The 19,677-nt window shown below is 39.4% G+C and carries 14 protein-coding genes; 4 read left to right on the top strand and 10 right to left on the bottom strand.

Going from position 1 to position 19,677, the window contains the following annotated elements; translation table 11 throughout:
* Positions 1–192 precede the first annotated feature (192 nt).
* Positions 193–1,470, bottom strand: coding sequence for a YjiH family protein (locus K5Q58_RS05200; RefSeq protein ID WP_374758480.1), 1,278 nt, complete (start codon positions 1,468–1,470; stop codon positions 193–195).
* Between the two features lie 531 nt (positions 1,471–2,001).
* Between K5Q58_RS05200 and K5Q58_RS05195 the strand changes: the two genes are divergently transcribed.
* Positions 2,002–2,709 carry a hypothetical protein gene (locus K5Q58_RS05195; RefSeq protein WP_220752879.1) on the top strand — a complete coding sequence of 236 codons (708 nt, stop codon included), beginning with the start codon at positions 2,002–2,004 and terminating at the stop codon, positions 2,707–2,709.
* A gap of 21 nt (positions 2,710–2,730) precedes the next feature.
* Here the strand turns inward: K5Q58_RS05195 and K5Q58_RS05190 are convergent, their stop codons facing one another.
* Both K5Q58_RS05190 and K5Q58_RS05185 read right to left on the bottom strand, forming a co-directional pair.
* Positions 2,731–3,630 carry a U32 family peptidase gene (locus K5Q58_RS05190; protein ID WP_220752877.1) on the bottom strand — a complete coding sequence of 300 codons (900 nt, stop codon included), beginning with the start codon at positions 3,628–3,630 and terminating at the stop codon, positions 2,731–2,733.
* A gap of 11 nt (positions 3,631–3,641) precedes the next feature.
* On the bottom strand, positions 3,642–4,643 hold the full coding sequence (locus K5Q58_RS05185) for a peptidase U32 family protein (RefSeq protein ID WP_220752875.1): 1,002 nt from the start codon (positions 4,641–4,643) through the stop codon (positions 3,642–3,644).
* A 136-nt stretch (positions 4,644–4,779) separates the two neighbouring features.
* Between K5Q58_RS05185 and K5Q58_RS05180 the strand changes: the two genes are divergently transcribed.
* On the top strand, positions 4,780–5,301 hold the full coding sequence (locus K5Q58_RS05180; protein WP_220752874.1) for an SCP2 domain-containing protein: 522 nt from the start codon (positions 4,780–4,782) through the stop codon (positions 5,299–5,301).
* A gap of 136 nt (positions 5,302–5,437) precedes the next feature.
* On the opposite strand, the gene K5Q58_RS05175 is transcribed toward K5Q58_RS05180, so the two are convergent.
* Positions 5,438–5,689 carry a YfhL family 4Fe-4S dicluster ferredoxin gene (locus tag K5Q58_RS05175; protein WP_220752867.1) on the bottom strand — a complete coding sequence of 84 codons (252 nt, stop codon included), beginning with the start codon at positions 5,687–5,689 and terminating at the stop codon, positions 5,438–5,440.
* A gap of 5 nt (positions 5,690–5,694) precedes the next feature.
* Positions 5,695–7,092: a tRNA 5-hydroxyuridine modification protein YegQ gene (yegQ, locus tag K5Q58_RS05170; RefSeq protein WP_220752861.1), complete on the bottom strand. Its 1,398-nt coding sequence runs from the start codon at positions 7,090–7,092 to the stop codon at positions 5,695–5,697.
* Between the two features lie 231 nt (positions 7,093–7,323).
* On the opposite strand from yegQ, the gene K5Q58_RS05165 reads away from it, so the two are divergent.
* Both K5Q58_RS05165 and K5Q58_RS05160 read left to right on the top strand, forming a co-directional pair.
* Entirely contained in the window at positions 7,324–8,166 is an 843-nt protein-coding gene (locus K5Q58_RS05165) for an HDOD domain-containing protein (protein WP_220752860.1), read from the top strand.
* A 140-nt stretch (positions 8,167–8,306) separates the two neighbouring features.
* On the top strand, positions 8,307–9,815 hold the full coding sequence (locus K5Q58_RS05160) for a bifunctional diguanylate cyclase/phosphodiesterase (RefSeq protein WP_259651241.1): 1,509 nt from the start codon (positions 8,307–8,309) through the stop codon (positions 9,813–9,815).
* A gap of 134 nt (positions 9,816–9,949) precedes the next feature.
* Here K5Q58_RS05160 and K5Q58_RS05155 read toward each other — a convergent pair whose 3' ends face one another.
* The 5 genes from K5Q58_RS05155 to K5Q58_RS05135 form a co-directional block, all read right to left on the bottom strand.
* Positions 9,950–10,384, bottom strand: coding sequence for a thioesterase family protein (locus tag K5Q58_RS05155; protein WP_259651240.1), 435 nt, complete (start codon positions 10,382–10,384; stop codon positions 9,950–9,952).
* Between the two features lie 120 nt (positions 10,385–10,504).
* On the bottom strand, positions 10,505–14,266 hold the full coding sequence (locus K5Q58_RS05150) for an EAL domain-containing protein (RefSeq protein WP_220752858.1): 3,762 nt from the start codon (positions 14,264–14,266) through the stop codon (positions 10,505–10,507).
* Between the two features lie 313 nt (positions 14,267–14,579).
* Entirely contained in the window at positions 14,580–15,053 is a 474-nt protein-coding gene (locus tag K5Q58_RS05145; RefSeq protein WP_220752856.1) for an NYN domain-containing protein, read from the bottom strand.
* A 36-nt stretch (positions 15,054–15,089) separates the two neighbouring features.
* Positions 15,090–18,203: a multidrug efflux RND transporter permease subunit gene (locus K5Q58_RS05140; RefSeq protein WP_220752855.1), complete on the bottom strand. Its 3,114-nt coding sequence runs from the start codon at positions 18,201–18,203 to the stop codon at positions 15,090–15,092.
* Positions 18,203–19,351 carry an efflux RND transporter periplasmic adaptor subunit gene (locus K5Q58_RS05135; RefSeq protein WP_220752853.1) on the bottom strand — a complete coding sequence of 383 codons (1,149 nt, stop codon included), beginning with the start codon at positions 19,349–19,351 and terminating at the stop codon, positions 18,203–18,205. The genes K5Q58_RS05140 and K5Q58_RS05135 overlap by 1 nt, the downstream gene beginning before the upstream one ends.
* Positions 19,352–19,677: the final 326 nt, after the last annotated feature.

The raw sequence follows: 19,677 nt of genomic DNA, 5'->3' as shown, positions 1-19,677 counted from the left end.
TTTATTAGTAAATTAAGAATACGCGATCTCAAAATGAATGCCAATAATGACTTAGTTACAACATAAAGGGTTGAAACATTATCACCATGACCCAGAGCCTACACATAAACAGACTGAAACAAAAAAAGGAGCCTTTGGCTCCTTTTTTTATTGGCAATACAGATTATCAATCGCTATGGGAATAACTATTAACTAAACCAGTAAATGGCCACATAGCGCAATAACAGGTAATGTCACTAACGTACGTAGAATAAATACCACAAACAACTCGAAAAAGTTAACTGGGATTTTGCTACCAATCAATAATGCGCCCACTTCACTCATGTAGATTAGCTGTGTCACTGATAAAGCTGCAATAACAAAGCGAGTTAAGTCAGACTCAATTGAACTGGCTAAAATTGATGGTAAGAACATATCAGCGAAGCCAACTACAATTGTTGTTGAAGCTACATCGGCCTCTGGAATTTGTAGTAGTTCTAATAAAGGAATAAACGGCATACCTAGGTAATCAAAAATAGGTGTGTTTTCCGCTAAAACTAGGGCAACGGTACCGATAGCCATTACTACTGGAATAATACCAAACACCATATCTACAACATTCTTAACACCTTCTTGCAGAACATGCTTAACGCCGCCTGCGCGAGATGCTTTATTTAATGCTTGCTCAAAACCCCAAGACATTACGCCATGTCCCTTAGGGATCATTTCATCATCTGGATGACGAGGTGTGTTATCGATATATAAGTCTTTTTTCCACGATAATGGCGGTAACTTAGGCACGATAATCGCGGCAACAAAACCGGCTAAACAAACAGTTAAGTAAAATGGCACGAACAGATGTTCAAGTTGAACTTGTGAAATAACAACTAAACTGAAGGTGATAGATACCGCAGAGAAGGTTGTGCCAATCACAGCAGCTTCACGTTCAGTGTAAAAACGAGTTTCGTATTGTTTGTTGGTCATTAAGATACCAACGCTACCGTCACCCAACCACGAAGCCATACAGTCAATAGCACTTCTTCCTGGTAGATTGAAAATAGGGCGCATGAGTTTGGTCAGCATTGTGCCGAAAAACTCTAATAAGCCAAAATTTAGTAACAAAGGTAATAACATACCAGCGAAAATGAATACCGAGAATAGCACCGGTAGTAAGTCGTTGAGAACTAACGCGCCAGTATCAGCGGAATAAATGGCCTCTGAACCTATTTCTAAATAGGTGAGTACAATAAATACAGCGCCTAAAATGCGTACGATCAACCAAAAAGGTGACACATTGAGTAAGGTGTTAAGAAAAGGTTTATCTTGCACCAATTTAGGTTTAATGATTTTTGTTAGCACGGATATGATTGCCATAAACACGACAATACAGGTGACGATTAATGGCAGTATTTCAGCAAACTGACTTTGAACCGCTTTTGACAAGATTGCAATTGGGATAGTAATTGCGTCGTTATAACTTATCGGAGTCATGAATAATAACAAACCGATCAGTGACGGGATGATAAAGGTCAGTATTGTCTTTATGTTATGTTTTTGTGTTTCTTGAGTCACTTTATATATGCCTTACCAATTGACCACATAATTATGGTTGATTGTGTCAAACCGTCCAGTGGGAAAAATGTTGAATGTCCATTCAATGATGCAATAAGCGAGGCAAGGTTACCTGCTTATCTAGTCTAAGTAAAACTATTCACTTTAACGAATAGTTATTGAGTTATTTTGCTTATCTATATTCTATAGGGTTTGTTGGTAAATGCACGTATTAATTTGTTTGTAATCAATGTGTTGTTGGTTTGTTTTGTTGCGGTTTCTTTGGTGTTGCCTGTATTGGTGCGACTTGTTTCAGCTTGAAACTGTTACTGAAGGGGTTATAAATAGCGTATTTTTTTGAAATGAACACTTAAATTTAAATCTAAATCTAATACATTTAGATGTGAGTAGGGGTTTTATCCATTAAGATTGAGTATGATAGAGCTGAATTTATAAGGAAATGTCCAAACAGTGATCATTAATAAAACGGAAAATATCGCAAGGTTAGCTTACCTATTTGGTTTGTTGGGGTTGTTCGGCCTTTTTCTTGGTATCGTTTTATCTATTGCAATTGAATATATTCAGTATGGTGATAAATATAGTTTATTGCAGTTCTCATTAAGTGAACTGGGGACTTATAATCGCTCATCTACTGCGATTTTGATTAATGGTGGTTTATTCTTCGGAAGTTTAAGTTTAACCATGAGCTGTTTGTTTGGGTTACAAATGAGTAGTCGATTCTCCAGTGGCTTATTTTGGTTGTCACTAGTGATTACTTTTATCTCCCTTGCTGCCATTGGTTTGTTTCCACTAAATGTGCATCACTTACACATACATGCTGTTTCTATTTATATCTACTTTGGTTTTGTGAGTGCTGCTTTGTGTCTTATTGAGTGTGCTATAGAGCGAAAAATGCCACTGTGTATGCCATTTATTTTGAGCTGTATGATTTTACTGATCCATGGTGCTATTTTATCTCATGAGTATTGGCGTGAAAGTATAGGTGGTAAACCTATTTCTGAAGGTATGTTGTTTCAAGCCATAGTGTCGCAATCACCTAAACCTGAAATATGGTGGTTATCAATATTATTTTGGTGCAGTATTGTAACGATGTGGATATGGATGCTGAGTATTTGTCGGTGGTATTTTTTGCCCCACCGACAAGGCAAAAGGTCTTAATTATTCTATAGTCTACAGTTACTATATTTGCTCTAATCCTGCTTGTCCAAACCAATAGCCATTGCATGCTTGCGGGCTTAGTTTTTTATTAAGCTCTGCAGTTGTCATGATAAGTTCATTTTCTAACTGTGGTGTTGTGAGTTTATTTGCCAGTTCATTAGCAATATTCAAACATTCGATACTGCTCGGAGAAATCCTAAAGTAATCCACGCCCATTTTTTGCATTGTCATCAACTCGTCTGTTAAGTCAATATGTGAGGCAGACTGAGTTTGAATGCCATTAAGTCTTAGCAGGTCTTGTTGCTCTTGAGTTTGAGCTAGTATTCCTTTTGGGTGTTGCTGACAAATCGTTTCGCAATTGTCTTTATTTAAACCAAAATGTTTAGCAGTAAAACAACGGGCTGAATGCGCTAATGGTATGTAGCCATGCCCCATAACTTCTACTTCAAAGTTTGCTTTAGCCGGCTGAGATATCACATTATTCAACCATACTTTTGATAATTCAAAAGGCATAACAAACCGCTTCATTCCCATAGTTTGTAATATATCTAAACTGGCACGGTTATAGTTGTTAATCGTAGGCCCGCAAATGAATGGGACTTTTGCCTGTCTAGCAAGTTGCACAGCAGCCATATCATTCGCTTCAATACTAAACTCGCCATTATCGATATATTTTTTAAGTTCTGATAGCTCTGACTGGGCTTCAATTAATGCCATAGTTGATAACACGACTTTTTTGCCATGACTTTTGAGCATCTGAGCTAATTCAAGGTAATCATTAAATTTAAGCAAGCGGCGCCTGCTACATACGGTTTCGCCCAAGTACACTGTATCAACTTGGCTGTTTGCTGCCTTTTGATAAAATTGTTCAATCGTAGCTTTATCCCAGCAAAAACTTACTGGTGCGAGAGAAATCTTCATTAATATTTACCTTACTGCCATTGGCGTTCGTATGCGCCTAATGTGGTGACTTGTCCTTCAGACACTTTTGCGAGAACTTGATTCCATCTAGCTTGCTCGGTAAAAGATTCAGGGTGGTTTAAAAAGCTATCAATTGCTTCTCGCCAAACTCGTGTGACTTGCTCAACATAGGCAGGGCTGCGCTGTCTTCCTTCAATTTTTAAAGATTTAATGCCAGCTGATGCCAGTTGTGGCAGCAGACTTAAAGTATTCAAACTTGTTGGAGATTCTAATAAATAGTTTGCTTGGCTCTGATCTTCAGCGATATAGCGGCCTTTACATACCACAGGGTAACCAAGTTGTTGGTTAACGCCTGAAGTATCAATTAGCACTTCATTTAACCGAGTTAGGCATTTATCGCCTTGTTCTTGCCATCTGACATGCTTAGCAGGAGAGCAAGAGCCGCCAGTATTAGGTGATTGACCGGTAACATAAGAAGACAAGTGGCATCGGCCTTCGGCCATAATGCAAAGACTGCCAAAGGCAAACACTTCTAGCTCAACACTGCTATTTTTAGCTAAATCTTTAACTTGTTTAATTGATAACACCCGTGGCAATACGGCGCGCTCGATATTAAATGCTTGCTGATAGAAATCTAAAGCTGCAAGGTTGGTTGCACTGGCTTGAACTGATAAATGCAGTGGCAAATGTGGATAGCGACGGCTTGCATAATCTAATAGTGATATATCTGCGGTGATCAGTGCATCCATACCTATATTGGCTGCTAAGTCGATGGCTTGATACCAGCGGGATTCTTCACCTGGTTTTGGAAAAGTATTAAGTGTTAAAAAGACCTTTCTACCTTGACTGTGAGCAAGCTTGGTGGCTTGTTTTATTTGTTCAGGAGTAAAGTTCAATCCAGCGAATGAACGGGCATTGGTATCATCTTTTAATCCAAGATAAACCGCATCTGCACCAGCTCTAAAAGCGGCTTTTAACGAAGCTAAATTTCCTGCGGGGCACAAGAGTTCCATTTTCTCTCTCTCTAATTGCTGTTGAAAGGGAGTGTAAAGTTGAATGACGTCACATGAATTGATTTGAAACAGGTTTCAATTGATAAAATGTGAGTAAACTAGCTTAAATATAATTCTAGGCAGTGTAGGAGTATGAATGTCTATTAGTTTTTCAAGTAAAGTTGCTAAAAATGTATTAGGTTTAGCGCCAAAAGTGGCCACACAATCATTGGCAGTCGTGCCTGAAAAAGTCAAATTGGATCTGTTAGCTAAGCTGCTTACTTTGACATTATCTGAGCAAATTAAGTTCGGTGAATTAGACTTCTTACAATCTAAATGGGTGGCTATTTCAGTACAAGATATTGGCTTACATTTTGAAATCAGCTTTGATGGGCAATTGTTATTACGTCCGCTAACTAAAGCTGATGTGACTTTTACTGCTAATGTTCCTGAGTTATTACTTGTTGCGGCAGCTAAAGAAGACCCTGATACCTTATTCTTTCAGCGTAAACTGCGTATTGAAGGGGATACTGAGTTAGGTTTAGAGGTGAAGAATTTACTATTAGGCATCGAGCTAGAAGCGCTGCCACAACCTGTAAGGTTAAGCATTGAAAAGTTGGCCATTACGTTACAAACGCTGCAAAGCTATTCTAATGACAACAATTCTGCGATGGCGTAAAGCAAATTACGTTTTAAACTTGATTATTGAAGCAAGTGATAAAAAATGAGTAATAAAAAAGGCGCTAATAAAGCGCCTTTTTTGATCTTTATACCTTGGCCTAAAGTCATAAATGTAAGACTAGTAGTAAGTGAGCTTAAACTTTTCCGGTAATCACTTGGTACTTGTACTTTAACTCTTCAGGCGTTTCAGCATGTGCAGGGTCTGGATCGATACAGTCAATCGGACAAACCGAAATGCATGTTGGCTTGTCGTAATGTCCTACACATTCAGTGCATAAAGCAGGATCGATTTCGTAAATCTCTTCACCCATGGTGATAGCTTCATTAGGGCATTCAGGCTCACACATGTCGCAATTGATACAGCTATCGTCAATTATTAAAGCCATAAATATTACTCTGCTGGTGCCGTTTCTTGGTGCGGGTTTCGAGAGTCTTGCCCTTGAGGAAGATTTCGCATCAAAATAGCTTTGTCTAATTCAACTTCATTAGGCACAGATAAGAACACGAAATGTCCTGAACCTAGCCCAGCTTCCACGGACTCGCCTTTACGGTTAACTAATTCTGAAATGGTTAAGGTTAAATTGCCTTGTGGCGTCATTACTTCGACACTATCACCAACTAAGAATTTATTTTTTACATCAATTTCTGCAGCGCCAGCTTCATTGCGCTTACCGGTAAATTCACCGACGAACTGTTGGGTGTCACTAATTGAATAACCGTAGTCATAGTTTTGATATTCATCATGTACGTGACGACGCAAGAAACCTTCGGTGTAACCGCGATGCGCTAACCCTTCAAGGTTATGCATCAAGGTACGATCAAAGTCATTGCCAGCTACTGCATCTTCAATCGCTTGGCGATAAAGTTGTGCGGTGCGAGCGACATAATAAAATGACTTTGTGCGGCCTTCGATTTTTAATGAATCCACACCCATTTTCGTTAAACGCTCAACATGTTGAATTGCACGTAGGTCTTTCGAGTTCATGATGTAAGTGCCGTGCTCATCTTCATATGCTGGCATGTATTCACCAGGGCGACCTGGTTCTTGAAGTAGTACTACTTCATCAGAAGGCTGGCCAGCGCCTAATGTAGGCGTCTCTATTTGCACGCCATTTTGATCGACAATACCTTGCGGGTTAACCGCAATAATATCGCCAGTCTCAGTTTGCTTAGCTTCATGAACATCATACTTCCAGCGACATGCGTTTGTGCAGGTACCTTGGTTAGGATCGCGTTTGTTGATGTAACCTGAAAGCAGGCAACGACCTGAATAAGCCATACATAAAGCGCCGTGGACAAAGACTTCTAGTTCAATATCTGGACACTGCTGGCGAATCTCTTCAATTTCATCAAGTGATAACTCACGAGACAAGATGACTCGTTTAATGCCTTGTTGCTGCCAGAACTTAACTGATGCCCAGTTAATCGCATTGGCTTGTACAGACAAATGTACTGTTTGATCTGGGAAAGCTTCACGTACCATCATGATAAGACCCGGATCTGACATGATGACCGCATCGGGTTTCATATCAATCACTGGCGCCATATCGCGGATATAGGTTTTTAATTTGGCGTTATGTGGTGCAATGTTACTTACCACATATAACTTTTTGTTTAGCGCATGGGCTTCTTTAATCCCCATGGCAAGGTTTTCCATTTTGAAGTCATTATTTCGAACGCGTAAGCTATAGCGAGGTTGACCTGCATACACCGCATCTGCACCATAGGCAAAGGCGTAACGCATGTTCTTTAATGTTCCTGCTGGAGACAATAGCTCTGGTCTAAACATAATCACTCTCAATTTGATGGAAATTCACGCACAGCGCGGGGGGCGGCATTTTACTTAAGTATGGCTGGTTAATGCAAATAATTCCTCTGTGATTGTGGGCTTTGTCTAATTTAACTATGACTAATTAAATAAACTGTTTTATGAAGATTAGTGCTTTTTCTTTATTCAAATAAGTGACATAACTGATATAATCCGAACAAAGCAACAACAATAAAATAACAGGCGGTATGCATGACAACTGAACACCAATTATTGGTTGGGCTATTAAAGAAGCTTAAAGACGACGCTTTAGTGCTTCCTACACTGCCTGAAGTGGCCATGAGGGTACAGGAAGTCGTGTCGCAACCAGACTCAAGTTTAAAACAAGTCGGTGACATTATTGGTCAAGATGCAGCGATTTCTGCGCGTATCATTAAAGTCGCAAATAGTGCTTTATATAGCCGAGGTAATAAAGCTGAAAATATCAGCGCTGCAGTTAATCGTATTGGGCTAATACAAATTAAATCTATCGTTACTTCGGTAGCTCTTGAGCAGTTATTTATTTCGACCAATGAAATGGTTTGGCAAGTGATGGATGAAGTCTGGCAAACATCAATTGAAGTCACTGCGTCTTCAGGAGCGATGTTGTCGATGTACAATAAGCGCAACCCAAGTAAAAAGCTTGACCCAGAAACACTGACACTTGCAGGGCTTGTGCATAACATTGGCGCTTTACCTGTATTGTCTGAAGCCGAATCAAGGCCTGATGCATTTAGCAGTATTGATCAATTGCGGGGTTTAGTCCGTAAAATGCAAGGTCCAATTGGTCGCGCTATTTTAAAAACTTGGGATTTTGCGCCAGAGGTAATGGAAGTTGTGGAACGATGGGCTGATTTACATTACATGCCAGAAAACGTAACGTACTTAGACTTTATTCGATCGGCAGCATATTACACAGGTGAGCTAAGAGCTGGACTAGAGCTTGAGCAACGCTTAGATATTTTTGCTACTCGTGGGTTGCCGGTTACACCTGAAGATTTAGAGAGTGATGAGTTTTTAGAGGTTTATCATTCTATTAAACAAAGTTATCAATAACAACGTCAATATCAGTCCACGCATAAAACCTTAAGATAGCTTGAGTTAGGAACGCTTTGACTCGCCTTACTCAAATTAAAATGAAAGTATTTACTATAATACGGTCATATAAACGGTTACAGAATTAGGGGCAGTAAATTGTGTTAAGCATTGAAATTATCATTGTACTTTTTATCGCACTTATTCTGTTGCTTGGGATTGTATTAGGCGGTTATTTCCAGCAAGGCAAGTTTATTGCTGAATTAACCCAGACATTAGAGTCTAATAATGTGACTCAATCACCGCTGAATTTTAAGCATACTCCCCGCGCGTTTAAGCCACTTGTTCATAACCTCAATTTGTTTCAGCAAAATAACCCTATCACGCTTGAACGAGACAAATTGACGGGTTTATCAAATCGGGTTGGGTTTAAAAGAAAAATGTTTGCCAAAATGCCAGCAACAGAAGGTATGTTAGTGCTGGTGGACATTCAGCAATTTAGATTTGTGAATGATTTATTCGGGTTTATATTTGGTGATCAGCTACTTAAATCGTTTGCAAAGCGAATCAAAGAATTAGGCAATCCTCCCCAGTTTGTGTCAAGAATGAATGGTAATGAGTTTTTGCTGTTTTACCCAAAGCAGATTTCTAGTTTTGAATTAAATAGCATCAAGCAACATTTGCAAAAGCCTTTTGAGATTGAGCAAACGCCAATCAGCATTAAGGTTCAGTTAGGGGTGTTAGAGTTACACGATCATCATGCTGATGTCAGTTTAATGTTGAGGCGTTTAGATTTAGCTCTTAAAAAGGCGAAAGTGAGTAATAAGGATATTGCTTTTTATAATCAAGATGATGATAAAGCGCAGTATCGTGAATTGATGATTATTAATAGCCTGCCTAAAAGCTTAAAGCAGAATCAGTTGCATATGGTGTATCAACCCAAGCTTGATATTAGTTCTGGTAAGTGTGAGCAAGTTGAGGCTTTAATACGTTGGGAACATTCTGGGTTAGGAAATATTCCGCCGACTGAGTTTATCCCGCTCGCTGAACATACAGGTGTTATTGATTTAATCAGTAAATGGGCACTAGAACAGGTACTAAAGCAACAAGTGAAGTGGCTGCAACAAGGCATTAATATTAAAGTCGCAGTTAATTTATCGACTAAAGATTTAGAGAACCAGCACTTGCCAATCGACATCAGTAATTTACTGACTCAATACAAAGTGCCTGCTGAAAACTTGATGATTGAAATTACAGAAAGTGCTTTGATGCTGGATTTAGCTAGAACAATTGAAACCTTGAAAGAAATCAGAGAACTTGGGGTCAAAATTGCCATTGATGATTTTGGTACTGGCCATTCTTCACTCGCTTATTTACGCCACTTACCTATTGATGAAGTTAAAATAGATAAAGCATTTTTGGATGATTTTAATTGTGATATTCAAGCGAATAAAATCGTTAAGACAAGTATTGAATTAGCCAAAAGCTTAGGTTTTGATGTGACAGTTGAAGGGGTGGAAACAAAGGACGTTTTTGATACCTTAATTGAGTTTGGCACAGATACGATTCAAGGCGAATATGTGAGTAAACCACTGATAGCCTCGGATTTGGAGCTACGTTTTTCGCAACTCATTCAACAACCATTCGTCTCTATACCCACTAAGCATTAGTAAGATTGAACACTTAAAATAGCTTTTACGAATTACCTTGTTAACTACCATTATCGTTTATCTATCATCTAGTTTATGAGTCATTGGCTCATAAACGGATAAACGCTTAACTCAGCACTATCAAAGATTGATATTCAGCTAAATTTTTCTGTTAATTGTTCAATTAAGTTCATCGGCATTGGTGCCATTTGACGTTGCTGGTTCATGCAGACCATTTCAATGGTTGCAGTTACTGCTGGTTTTTTTGCATTGGGGCGCCAAATTTCTTGTAGCCATACTGTGCGATATTTGCTTTCGAAATAATATTTAGTTCTTACATCGACAATATCCGCAAATTCGACACCGTCATGACACAACATATCGGTTCGATATACGGCAAAACCCAATTGTTGTTGTTGCCATAAGACATTGAGGACATTTGCGCCTATGACATGTTCTCGTGCTCGCTCAAAATACTTTAAGAAATTAGGATGGTAAACAACGCCTGAAAAATCGGTATCTTCGTAATATATTTGCACAGGAAAATGAAAGGTAGGGCTGTATTCAATTGTTTTTTGGGTCATTGTCATTATGGTATCGTAGTTGAATAAGGCTATTGTCGCTTATTTAAAAGGGTTTCTATAGCCTTAATTAGCCCACTTCACTGAAAAAGAACCTCATCAGACCACAAGTAATAAATTAGGGTAATGTTAGTCGACTTTGTTAAAGCGACTTTTACTTTTGAGCATTTTGCTAGCAAGGTGCTCCTCGACAGCTGGACTGAATAAATATCCTTGGCCTGTAGTGCAATCTAACTCAATGAGTTTGAGCTTTTGTGAGTCAGTTTCTATGCCTTCAGCCACAATATGCATATTAAGTTCATTGCCGAGTTTGACAATATTTTTAAGTACAATTTCTGTAGCGTGGTTATCCAGTAATCCTTTCAAAAATCCTTGATCTATTTTTAAGGTATCCAGTGGAAAATGAGTTAAATAATTCAACGATGAAAATCCAGTACCAAAGTCATCTAATGCAATTCGAACATTAAGCTTTTTAAGCTGTTTAAGTACGATTTCTGCAGTGTCAAAATTTTCAATCAGTAAGGATTCTGTGATTTCTAACTCGAGCTTTTCAGCCGGGAAACCTGTTTGGTGCAAAATTGACTCTATGTGTTCGCAAATATCTGGCTGCGAGAGTTGTATGGGGGAAATATTAACTGAGATATTGTCTTTCAATAATCCTTGTTGATGCCATTTTTGACCATCGGTACATGCTTGCAGCAATACCCAATAGCCAATCTCAATAATTTGGCCATTACTTTCAGCTTCAGGAATAAACTTAACCGGTGGTATAAGCCCTTCGGTTGGGTGATACCACCTTAATAATGCTTCAAATGAGGATACTTCACCAGTCACTAGATTGACTTTGGGTTGATAATGTACCTTGAATTGCTCATTCACCAGTGCAATTTTTAATTGCTGTTTTATAGTGGTTTTTTCAAGTAATGCTTGTGAAAGAGACTCATTAAAGAAGTAAGCGTTATTACGACCAGCATGCTTTGCTGCGTACATGGCGGTATCAGCGTGTTTCAGTAAGGTTTTAGAGTCGAGACCATCTTCAGGGAAGCAAGCGACTCCAATACTGGCGGAGCTAGTGATCCAGTGGGCTTTTATTTGATAACCGGTATTAATACTGGTACGGATTCGTTCTATTACATTAATGAGTTTGGCTTGCGTGCCTGGGTGTTGAATGATGATTGCAAACTCATCCCCCCCTAATCTCGCAAGTAAGTCGTTTTTACTTAAGGTGTTGGATAACCTCTTACTGACCTCGATGATTAATTCATCGCCAATATCGTGCCCCATAGTGTCATTAACTTCTTTAAAATAATCCAAATCAATGAATACGACTGCCGCTGGTTTATGCACATCAGTAACGGTTAATTCGAGCTTGGCATTAAATCGAAAGCGATTGGATAAACCCGTTAAGCTGTCGTAGTTTGCTCGGTTACTCAGTTCGGTTATTTTTTGATATCGAGTAAATAAAAACAATAAGGTGAGTAAGGTACAAATAAGGATTAAGGTAATAATTGCATAAAACCACCATGCTTGTTTTACCTTAAAGTCAAAAGAGGCAACATGAGGGCTCCAGCGTCCATCACTGTTGCTGCCTTGGACAATAAAGGAGTAATCTCCAGCATTGAGGTTAGTGTAAGTTGCTGAAGTATTGCTGCCAGCATGTACCCAGTTTTCATCAAAACCGCGTAAACGGTAGCGATACTGGTTTTTATTAGGCGCAGTAAAATCCATTGATGCAAAGGAAAATTGAACAATATTTTGTTCGTATTCAAGTCGTACGTCATTCATATTTTGATTGCTATTAGCGCCAATAAACTGCTGGTTTGCTATTAACGCTGAGGTAATATGAACTTTGGGTTTAAAGGTATTACTTGTGATTGATTTGGTGTCAATCTTAAATAGACCGTTATTTGACCCCAAATATAAGTGGTCATTTTTCATTGCAATAGCAGAATCAGAAAATGAGCTATCTTTTTCATTAATTGCGCTAGGGTATTGAGTAACTTCAAAAGTGCTGGTATTCATTTTTGCGAACTTTGATTGCGAGGTTACCCAAACAAATCCATCACCATTCCCCGTTACGCCTCGTAGAGTATTGGTGGTAAAACCATGATCTTTATTGAAGTATCTTATATTAACAGGATCGTCCCAACCTTCACCCACTCTAATTCGGGCAAGCCCTAAACCCTGAGTAGCAACCCAAATGTCATTTTTTTCATCCTGATAAATTTTAACGGTTCTAATATTTTCAGTATCGGTGCCAAGCGATAAATGTTTAACTTCATATGTTTCTGGGTTCACACGGTATATGGCATTGGTCGTTGCTAGCCATAATTCGCCGTTATGGATGAATTGCTTGTCAAAAGTAAAGTTACCGCCAACAGAGTATGAATTATCATATTCTGTGAGTAATTGTTGTTTGATTCCTTCTTGGGGATTAAACAAGATAAGGCCGACATCTAAGTACCCTGAGATCCACACATTACCTTTGTTATCCGGTAACGCTAGATAAAAAGGACTATTAGGAAAATGGTGGGCATTACCTGGTGCATTACTAAAATGTTGTATTCCCTCATTAGCGATATTGTACAAAGATAGGCCATTTTCACCTGAAATCCACACATTGTCTTGGTTATCTAAAATTGCGCTGTAGGGAGATTCTAATGACAAGTTCTCAATTGGTTTTAGTTTAATTGCTTCGGTTTTATCATTGATTTGGTTTATATTTTCTGAAGTCGTCACCCAAACTTTATTGTTTTCATCAGTATCGACCCAATAAATAAAAGGACTAGAAAGTTCTGGGGTGTATGGATGAGGTTTAAATATTCGGGTGCCATGCTTAAAAGGCGAGTAATACGAAGCGCCCATTGAAGTAGCGAACCAGATCCCTCCGGCTTGATCAAGTTGTAGTTCGTGTACTCTGTTATCGGCAATTGAATGGTGATTATATTCTTGGTGCTGGAGATGGGTAAAACTCATGGTATCAAGACTGACTCTGGTGGCGCCTTTATTGTGAGCTAACCAAAGTGTATTACTATTTTCAAAGAGCATATCTACTACGTTATTCGATGCTATTTGATCGATAGAAGGATTGTTTTTGTCAACCTCATAAATGATGACTTCCATGGTTTTAGGGTTAAAATCGACCAAGCCTTGTTGATATGTTCCTAGCCAAACTTGTTCGTCAGACACAACTTGAATAGCATTGACCGAACCTGTCATTATTTTATTGGTATCTGGATTGCTAGAGGTTACCTGTTCTAAACGCTTAGTTTCCCGATTAATGGTCGTAAGACCAAAATCGGTACTTACCCAGATTGTGCCCTGATAATCAGTAAATATACTATATGTGGAAGTGTCATAACGCTGGTTATCATCATCGTAAAGGAAGAAAGCTGTAAACGTTTTTGTCTTGGGGTCATATTGACTAATACCTGAGCCCGTCCCAAACCATAAACTGCCATCTTTGTCTTCGTAGATGCGGGTTATCCAACTAGAGCTTAAGCCATTCTGACTACTGAGAGTGTTATGTTGAATCATCTCATTTTCAGGGGTGAGTTGATTAAGTCCATCTTCGGTTGCTATCCAAATATTACCGGCTTTATCTTCATAAATGTCGGTTACATAGTTGTTGGATATATGGTTCTTTTCATTGGGTGAGAATTGAAAGTGAATAAAGTTAATACCGTCATACCGACTGGCTCCACTGTCAGAGCCAAACCAAATATAACCACTTCGCTGTTGATGAATGGTGGTAATGCTAGAAGAAAGTAACCCATCACTAACATTTAGTGTTTCAAGCTGAAATTGCTCCGAATGAGCAAAGGAAGTAATACTGCAATAGATGCAAATAGCAATGATAATGCTGTGTAGGGTAATTGCCCGCTGTAACATCAACTTCTCTGCTATTTACAGTGATAAACATAACGTAATTGTTACATAAAAAAATGCTCCATGGAATCCTGAACAAGCAAACTGCATGTTTGACATGTGTATTTAACTTATTGTTAACAAGTGTGTTTTTGTAAGGCGACTTTTTGAGTTAACTTAGATGGGGGATAGGGAGTGACAATTTTTGAGCTTTTAAAGCGTTTAATTTATTGAGAAAATAATAGAAATAATCTAAAAGAATAGACTAAATAAATAGCCCGTAGAAAGCAGATAAGCGTTTTCTAAGGGAGAACGCTAAATAGCGTCGGAGCTTCATTTAAAGCAAGAGGTTTGATTCAATAGGTAAATGGCTACCGACAACATCAAGTAAAGACTTAGCTGTTAGACTTGAAACGCTGATTACTTGAGTATCGCATCCAAACTTTTGAGCCACTTTTGTCATTAACAAATCAAAATCACCATCACCAGAAAGTAGGATGACTTTATCAACTTGCTCTGCATAATCTAGAACATCGATAGTAATACCGACATCCCAATCACCTTTAGCACTACCATCACTTCGTTGGATATAAGGTTTTAGTTTCACTTCAAAACCGATGTGTCGTAGAGCATCTTGAAACTTTACTTGGCCATCATCAGCAGGGGCGATAGCGTAAGCAAATGCATGTTCAATTTGTGCTTGTTGAGAGAGTAATTTAAATAAGGCGCGATAATTAAACGAACGGCCAAAAGCCTGCTTACAGGTGTAATAGATGTTTTGTACATCAACAAATACGGCTACTTTTTCCATTATTACACCTGTTTATCCATTAGAAGAGTCTGTATTTTAAGACTCGTTTAGTGCTTTGCGCTTTTGCATCTCAATGGCGTCATTGAGTTGTTGCTCTACAAATCCTGGTGAGTGTGTTGCACCTGATATCAACCTATACATAGCAGGGATCACCAATAAGGTCACTAGAGTAGCAAAAGCCATCCCAAAGAACACTACTGTACCTACAGCAATTCGACTTTCTGATCCTGCGCCCGTAGACATAATTAATGGAATAGCGCCAATTAATGTGGTGAACGCCGTCATCAAAATTGGTCGTAAACGTCTCGCAGAAGCATCAATAATTGCTTGTTCTAACGCTAATCCTTTATCGCGCACCTGGTTGGCAAACTCGACAATTAAGATACCGTTTTTAGTTACCATACCAATGAGCATAATCATGCCAATTTGACTGTAAATATTAAGGCCTTGGCTGGTAAGGAAGAGCCCTAAGAATCCACCAAAGACTCCCATAGGTACAGTAAACATGACAACTAAAGGATTGATGAAGCTTTCAAATTGAGCAGCTAGAACTAAATAGGCAACTAACAAAGCTAAACCAAATACAATAAATACACTGCTTTGGTTTTCTTTAAAGTCTTTTGATTCACCAGTGTATGACACGGTAATGTCACTGGGTAACATTTCAATCGCTTTAGCATCGAGAAAATCCAATGCTTCACCTAAGGTGTGCCCAGCTCCAAGGTTTGCTTTCAATGTAATCGACTTTTGCTTATTAAGGTGACTTAACTTTTGCGCCGAAGCTACCTCGTCAATTTGGGTAATCGTATCTAAGGTAATTAACTTACCTGAAGCCGTTCGCATGTAAATTTGACTTAAATCTGCCACACTATTGAAGCTATTTTCATCGCCACGAAGATAGACATCGTATTCTTCACCACGTTCAATGAAGGTGGTTTCACTACGGCCGCCTAACATGATTTCTAAAGTGTCTGACACTTCTGTGACACTCACACCAAGCTCTGCTGCTCGTTCACGATCCACTGAAACTAATAGCTCTGGGGTGGTTTCGGCATAATCAAGATCTGCACCTTCTAAAATAGGGCTCAAATCAGCCTCAAGCTGTAACTTCTGGGCCCAATCAAATAGTTCATTGTAATCAGAACCACCTAATACAAACTGCACTGGTTCACTTGATTGGCCTCTAAAACCTGGAAGCATAGGTCGAACCATCACATCGGGAATGCCTTCAAGAGCTTTAGCTACAATTCCTAAAGCTTGCTGCGCATTGATGTTTCGGTCTTTCCATTCTTCTAACTGAATGATTACAAAACCAGTTTGGTCGCCTGCTCGGCCGCCAAAAGCGGGAGCTTGAGTACTGAAAGATTTTATGATGCCGTTACCTAACATCGGCATCAAGCGTTCTTCAACAATGTCCATGTTGGCAGCCATACGGTTGTAACTGGTTCCTTCAGCGCCTTTAATAAACGCAAATATAACCCCGCGGTCTTCTTGTGGAGCAAGTTGCGCTGGTACTTGATTTAATAACCAACCACTACCAATGACACAGGCAATGATGACAACAGGCGCTGCTGCTCGATACTGAACAGCTTTTGAGACTACACGGCGGTATTGCTTTTCAAGCTTGTCGAATAACCCATCAACCCATAGGTTAAAACGGTTAGGTTTGACATTGGCTTTAAGCAATTTACTACCCAACACAGGCGTTAAGGTGAGTGCAATGAGAGAGGAAAATAACACCGACACTGCCAACATGACCGAGAACTCAGTAAACAATAGACCTACCATGCCTTCCATGAAGGAAATCGGTAAAAATACCATAACCAGTACTGCAGTGGTCGCCATTACAGCAAAACCAACTTCTCGTGCGCCTTTGTAGGCAGCTAGAATAGGGGGCTCGCCTTTTTCAATGTGATGGAAAATGTTTTCCACAACGACAATAGCATCGTCAACGACTAAACCAATGGACAGTATCAATGCCATTAAGGTTAAAAGGTTAATAGAGAAGCCAAAAGTATTAGCGGCGATAAAGGCTGAAATAAGTGAAACAGGTACCGTGACTGCAGGGATTAAGGTTGCGCGTACTTGACCGATGAAAATATACAGCACTAAAATAACCAGAATGGCAGTGATAATGAGAGTGTTATATACCTCATCGATTGAACGAGAGATAAAAATGGTTGAGTCATAGTCAACAACGAGTGCCGTGCCCTGTGGCAAAAATTCTTGGATTCTATCAACTTCTTTGTGGACGAGTTTCGCGACATCAAGCGGGTTAGCATCAGATTGAGCAATGATTCCTAAGCTAATGTTTGTAACGCCGTCACTTTTAAAAGTCGAATTTTCGTTTTCTGCACCAATAAAGACATCTGCAACATCTTTTAAGTAAATAGGTGTGCCATCTTCAGCGGTGCGAACAACCAAATAATCAAAGTCAGCAGGATTGTTATAAAGCCTTGCAGTTCTTACTGTCATTACCGTGGTGTCGTTTCGGACTTCACCACCTGGTGTTTCCACGTTTTCAGTATTAAGCGCCGAAACAATATCATTGGCTGAAACATTACGGCCAGCCATTAATTCAGGCTTTAACTGTACGTACATGACTTTGTATAAGCCACCCGATAGCGAAATTGAGCTGACACCTGTGATTAAATTGAAACGATCTTCAAGTACTCGCTGGGAGTAGTCAGTCAATTGCGTTCTGTCCATCATTGATGAACTTAAATTGACATATATAGATGGCTCGCCAGAACCATTGTCTTTAGATACTACGGGATCGTCGGCTTCATCGGGTAAGCGACGCTGAGCACGGGCAACTGCATCACGCACATCACTGACACCTTCAGTTAAATCCCAACCCAAAAGAAATGTCACTGTAATGCGAGACATGCCGTTTCGAGTGATAGACTCAATTTCATCTACACCACTGATACCGGTAAGTTCATCTTCAATCGTCGTGGTAATCTGGCTTTCCATAATGGTCGCAGAAGCGCCACTATAGGTTGTCATTACAGTAACAACAGGGTTTTCGACATCTGGCATCTCTCTTACTGACAGTTTTGATAGAGAAACGAGACCAAAAACTACCAGTAATAAGCTGAGAACAATCGCAACAACAGGACGTTTTACGGATACATCAGAGAGCCACATTAACTTTTCTCCTGTACCGCATTCGTGATTGTATCTGCAGATGTTTCGGGTTCTTGCTCTGATGATTCATGAGCTAAACGTGACGCAGTGCTTTGCTGCTCTAACACATCAACTGACACGCCATCACGCATATTAACTAACCCTTGAACGACAACATTATCGCCAATGCTGAGCCCTTCTGTGATGAGCACTTCATTATCAATACGGGCGCCTAAAATGACTTCGGTGCGATTCGCAACATTGTTATTATCAACGAGGTAAACAAAGCGTTTAGTTCCAGAGTACTCAATAGCCTGAACTGGGATAACAGGTTCAGATACAGCAGGGAAGTTAAGCGTTGCGGCCATCATCATGCCCGGCTTTAATTTGTTGTCGGGATTAACAAATTGGACTCTGACGCGTAAATTTAATGTGTCTTGGTTAATACGAGAGTCAATGGCAATAATTTCTCCTTTAAACTCTTGAGATGGCCAAGCGCGGCTCTGAGCTGTAACTTGCATACCATTTGAAAGTAATGATAAGTAATGTTCTGGGACTTGTAGGTCGAGTCTCATGGTTGAAAGGTCATCAAAAGATAAAAGTTCGGTACCGACAGAAATCATCTTACCTACACTAAAATCAATTAAGCCAGCAGAACCAGAAAATGGCGCATTTAGAGAGTGATAATCTAAATCGGCTTGAGCAGCAGCTAATCGTGCAGCTGCCATATCCACGCTGGCACGCTGGGCATCAATTTCGGTCTGAGTAATTGCATTACTTGAAATCAGTTTTAGAAACTCTTTGAGTTTACGCTTTTCATCGGCCAGATAAGCGGCGGCTTCGGCAGTAGCAGCTTTCGCCTTAGCATCATCTAATTGAACGATGATTTGGCCAGCCTGAATATCTTGATCGGGTTTAATTAAAATTTTACTAATTTGGCCAGCAACTTGAGATGAAATATAGACAGATTGTTCAGCGTCAAGCTTACCTATTAGCGATAATGATTGTGATAGTTCATGCTGATCAACAATGCCGGTGACGACTGGAATAGTTTTCTGCGGCTTCCCTTGCGACTGAGCTTTCGTTTTATCAGCTTGGGATAAACCACTAAAAGACACCACCGCAGCGATAAGGCTGCTGACTATGATAACAATTGCCAATTTTTTCATTTTATGAACTCTAAGAAAATATCATCAGACCGGTTGATGAATTAGGGTCTATTTTAATTAAAAAACGGCATATAAGGGTAAAGGAATGTAAAGCAAAGCATATAAGATTGTAACGAAACATGCTGATAACAAAAGTGTTTATTAAAGTGAACGCAAATGTTGCTAAACGATCTTGGTTGTTACCACTTGCTTACAATTCATGATTTTATATTCAAGAAGTTATTGCTAACCATTGTAAAATGACCACTTAAAATGAAAGTCGATTAGGTCTTTATTTTTGTTTGAAATATTAAAAAGCCCCAGTTTAAACTACCTTTCTTTACAAA

It is taken from the genome of Shewanella sp. KT0246 (assembly GCF_019654955.1).
GTDB classification, from domain to species: domain Bacteria; phylum Pseudomonadota; class Gammaproteobacteria; order Enterobacterales; family Shewanellaceae; genus Shewanella; species Shewanella goraebulensis.
The sequence above is the reverse complement of the archived record's forward strand: the minus strand, read 5'-3'. Positions and strand labels throughout refer to the sequence as shown.

What these genes read in the sequence shown, in the direction of transcription:
- K5Q58_RS05200 (WP_374758480.1), bottom strand. Translation starts at nt 1,470, where the DNA reads ATGACTCCGATAAGTTATAACGACGCAATTACTATCCCAATTGCAATC.
- K5Q58_RS05190 (WP_220752877.1), bottom strand. Translation starts at nt 3,630, where the DNA reads ATGAAGATTTCTCTCGCACCAGTAAGTTTTTGCTGGGATAAAGCTACG.
- K5Q58_RS05185 (WP_220752875.1), bottom strand. Translation starts at nt 4,643, where the DNA reads ATGGAACTCTTGTGCCCCGCAGGAAATTTAGCTTCGTTAAAAGCCGCT.
- K5Q58_RS05180 (WP_220752874.1), top strand. Translation starts at nt 4,780, where the DNA reads ATGTCTATTAGTTTTTCAAGTAAAGTTGCTAAAAATGTATTAGGTTTA.
- K5Q58_RS05175 (WP_220752867.1), bottom strand. Translation starts at nt 5,689, where the DNA reads ATGGCTTTAATAATTGACGATAGCTGTATCAATTGCGACATGTGTGAG.
- yegQ (WP_220752861.1), bottom strand. Translation starts at nt 7,092, where the DNA reads ATGTTTAGACCAGAGCTATTGTCTCCAGCAGGAACATTAAAGAACATG.
- K5Q58_RS05165 (WP_220752860.1), top strand. Translation starts at nt 7,324, where the DNA reads ATGACAACTGAACACCAATTATTGGTTGGGCTATTAAAGAAGCTTAAA.
- K5Q58_RS05155 (WP_259651240.1), bottom strand. Translation starts at nt 10,384, where the DNA reads ATGACAATGACCCAAAAAACAATTGAATACAGCCCTACCTTTCATTTT.
- K5Q58_RS05150 (WP_220752858.1), bottom strand. Translation starts at nt 14,266, where the DNA reads ATGTTACAGCGGGCAATTACCCTACACAGCATTATCATTGCTATTTGC.
- K5Q58_RS05145 (WP_220752856.1), bottom strand. Translation starts at nt 15,053, where the DNA reads ATGGAAAAAGTAGCCGTATTTGTTGATGTACAAAACATCTATTACACC.
- K5Q58_RS05140 (WP_220752855.1), bottom strand. Translation starts at nt 18,203, where the DNA reads ATGTGGCTCTCTGATGTATCCGTAAAACGTCCTGTTGTTGCGATTGTT.
- K5Q58_RS05135 (WP_220752853.1), bottom strand. Translation starts at nt 19,351, where the DNA reads ATGAAAAAATTGGCAATTGTTATCATAGTCAGCAGCCTTATCGCTGCG.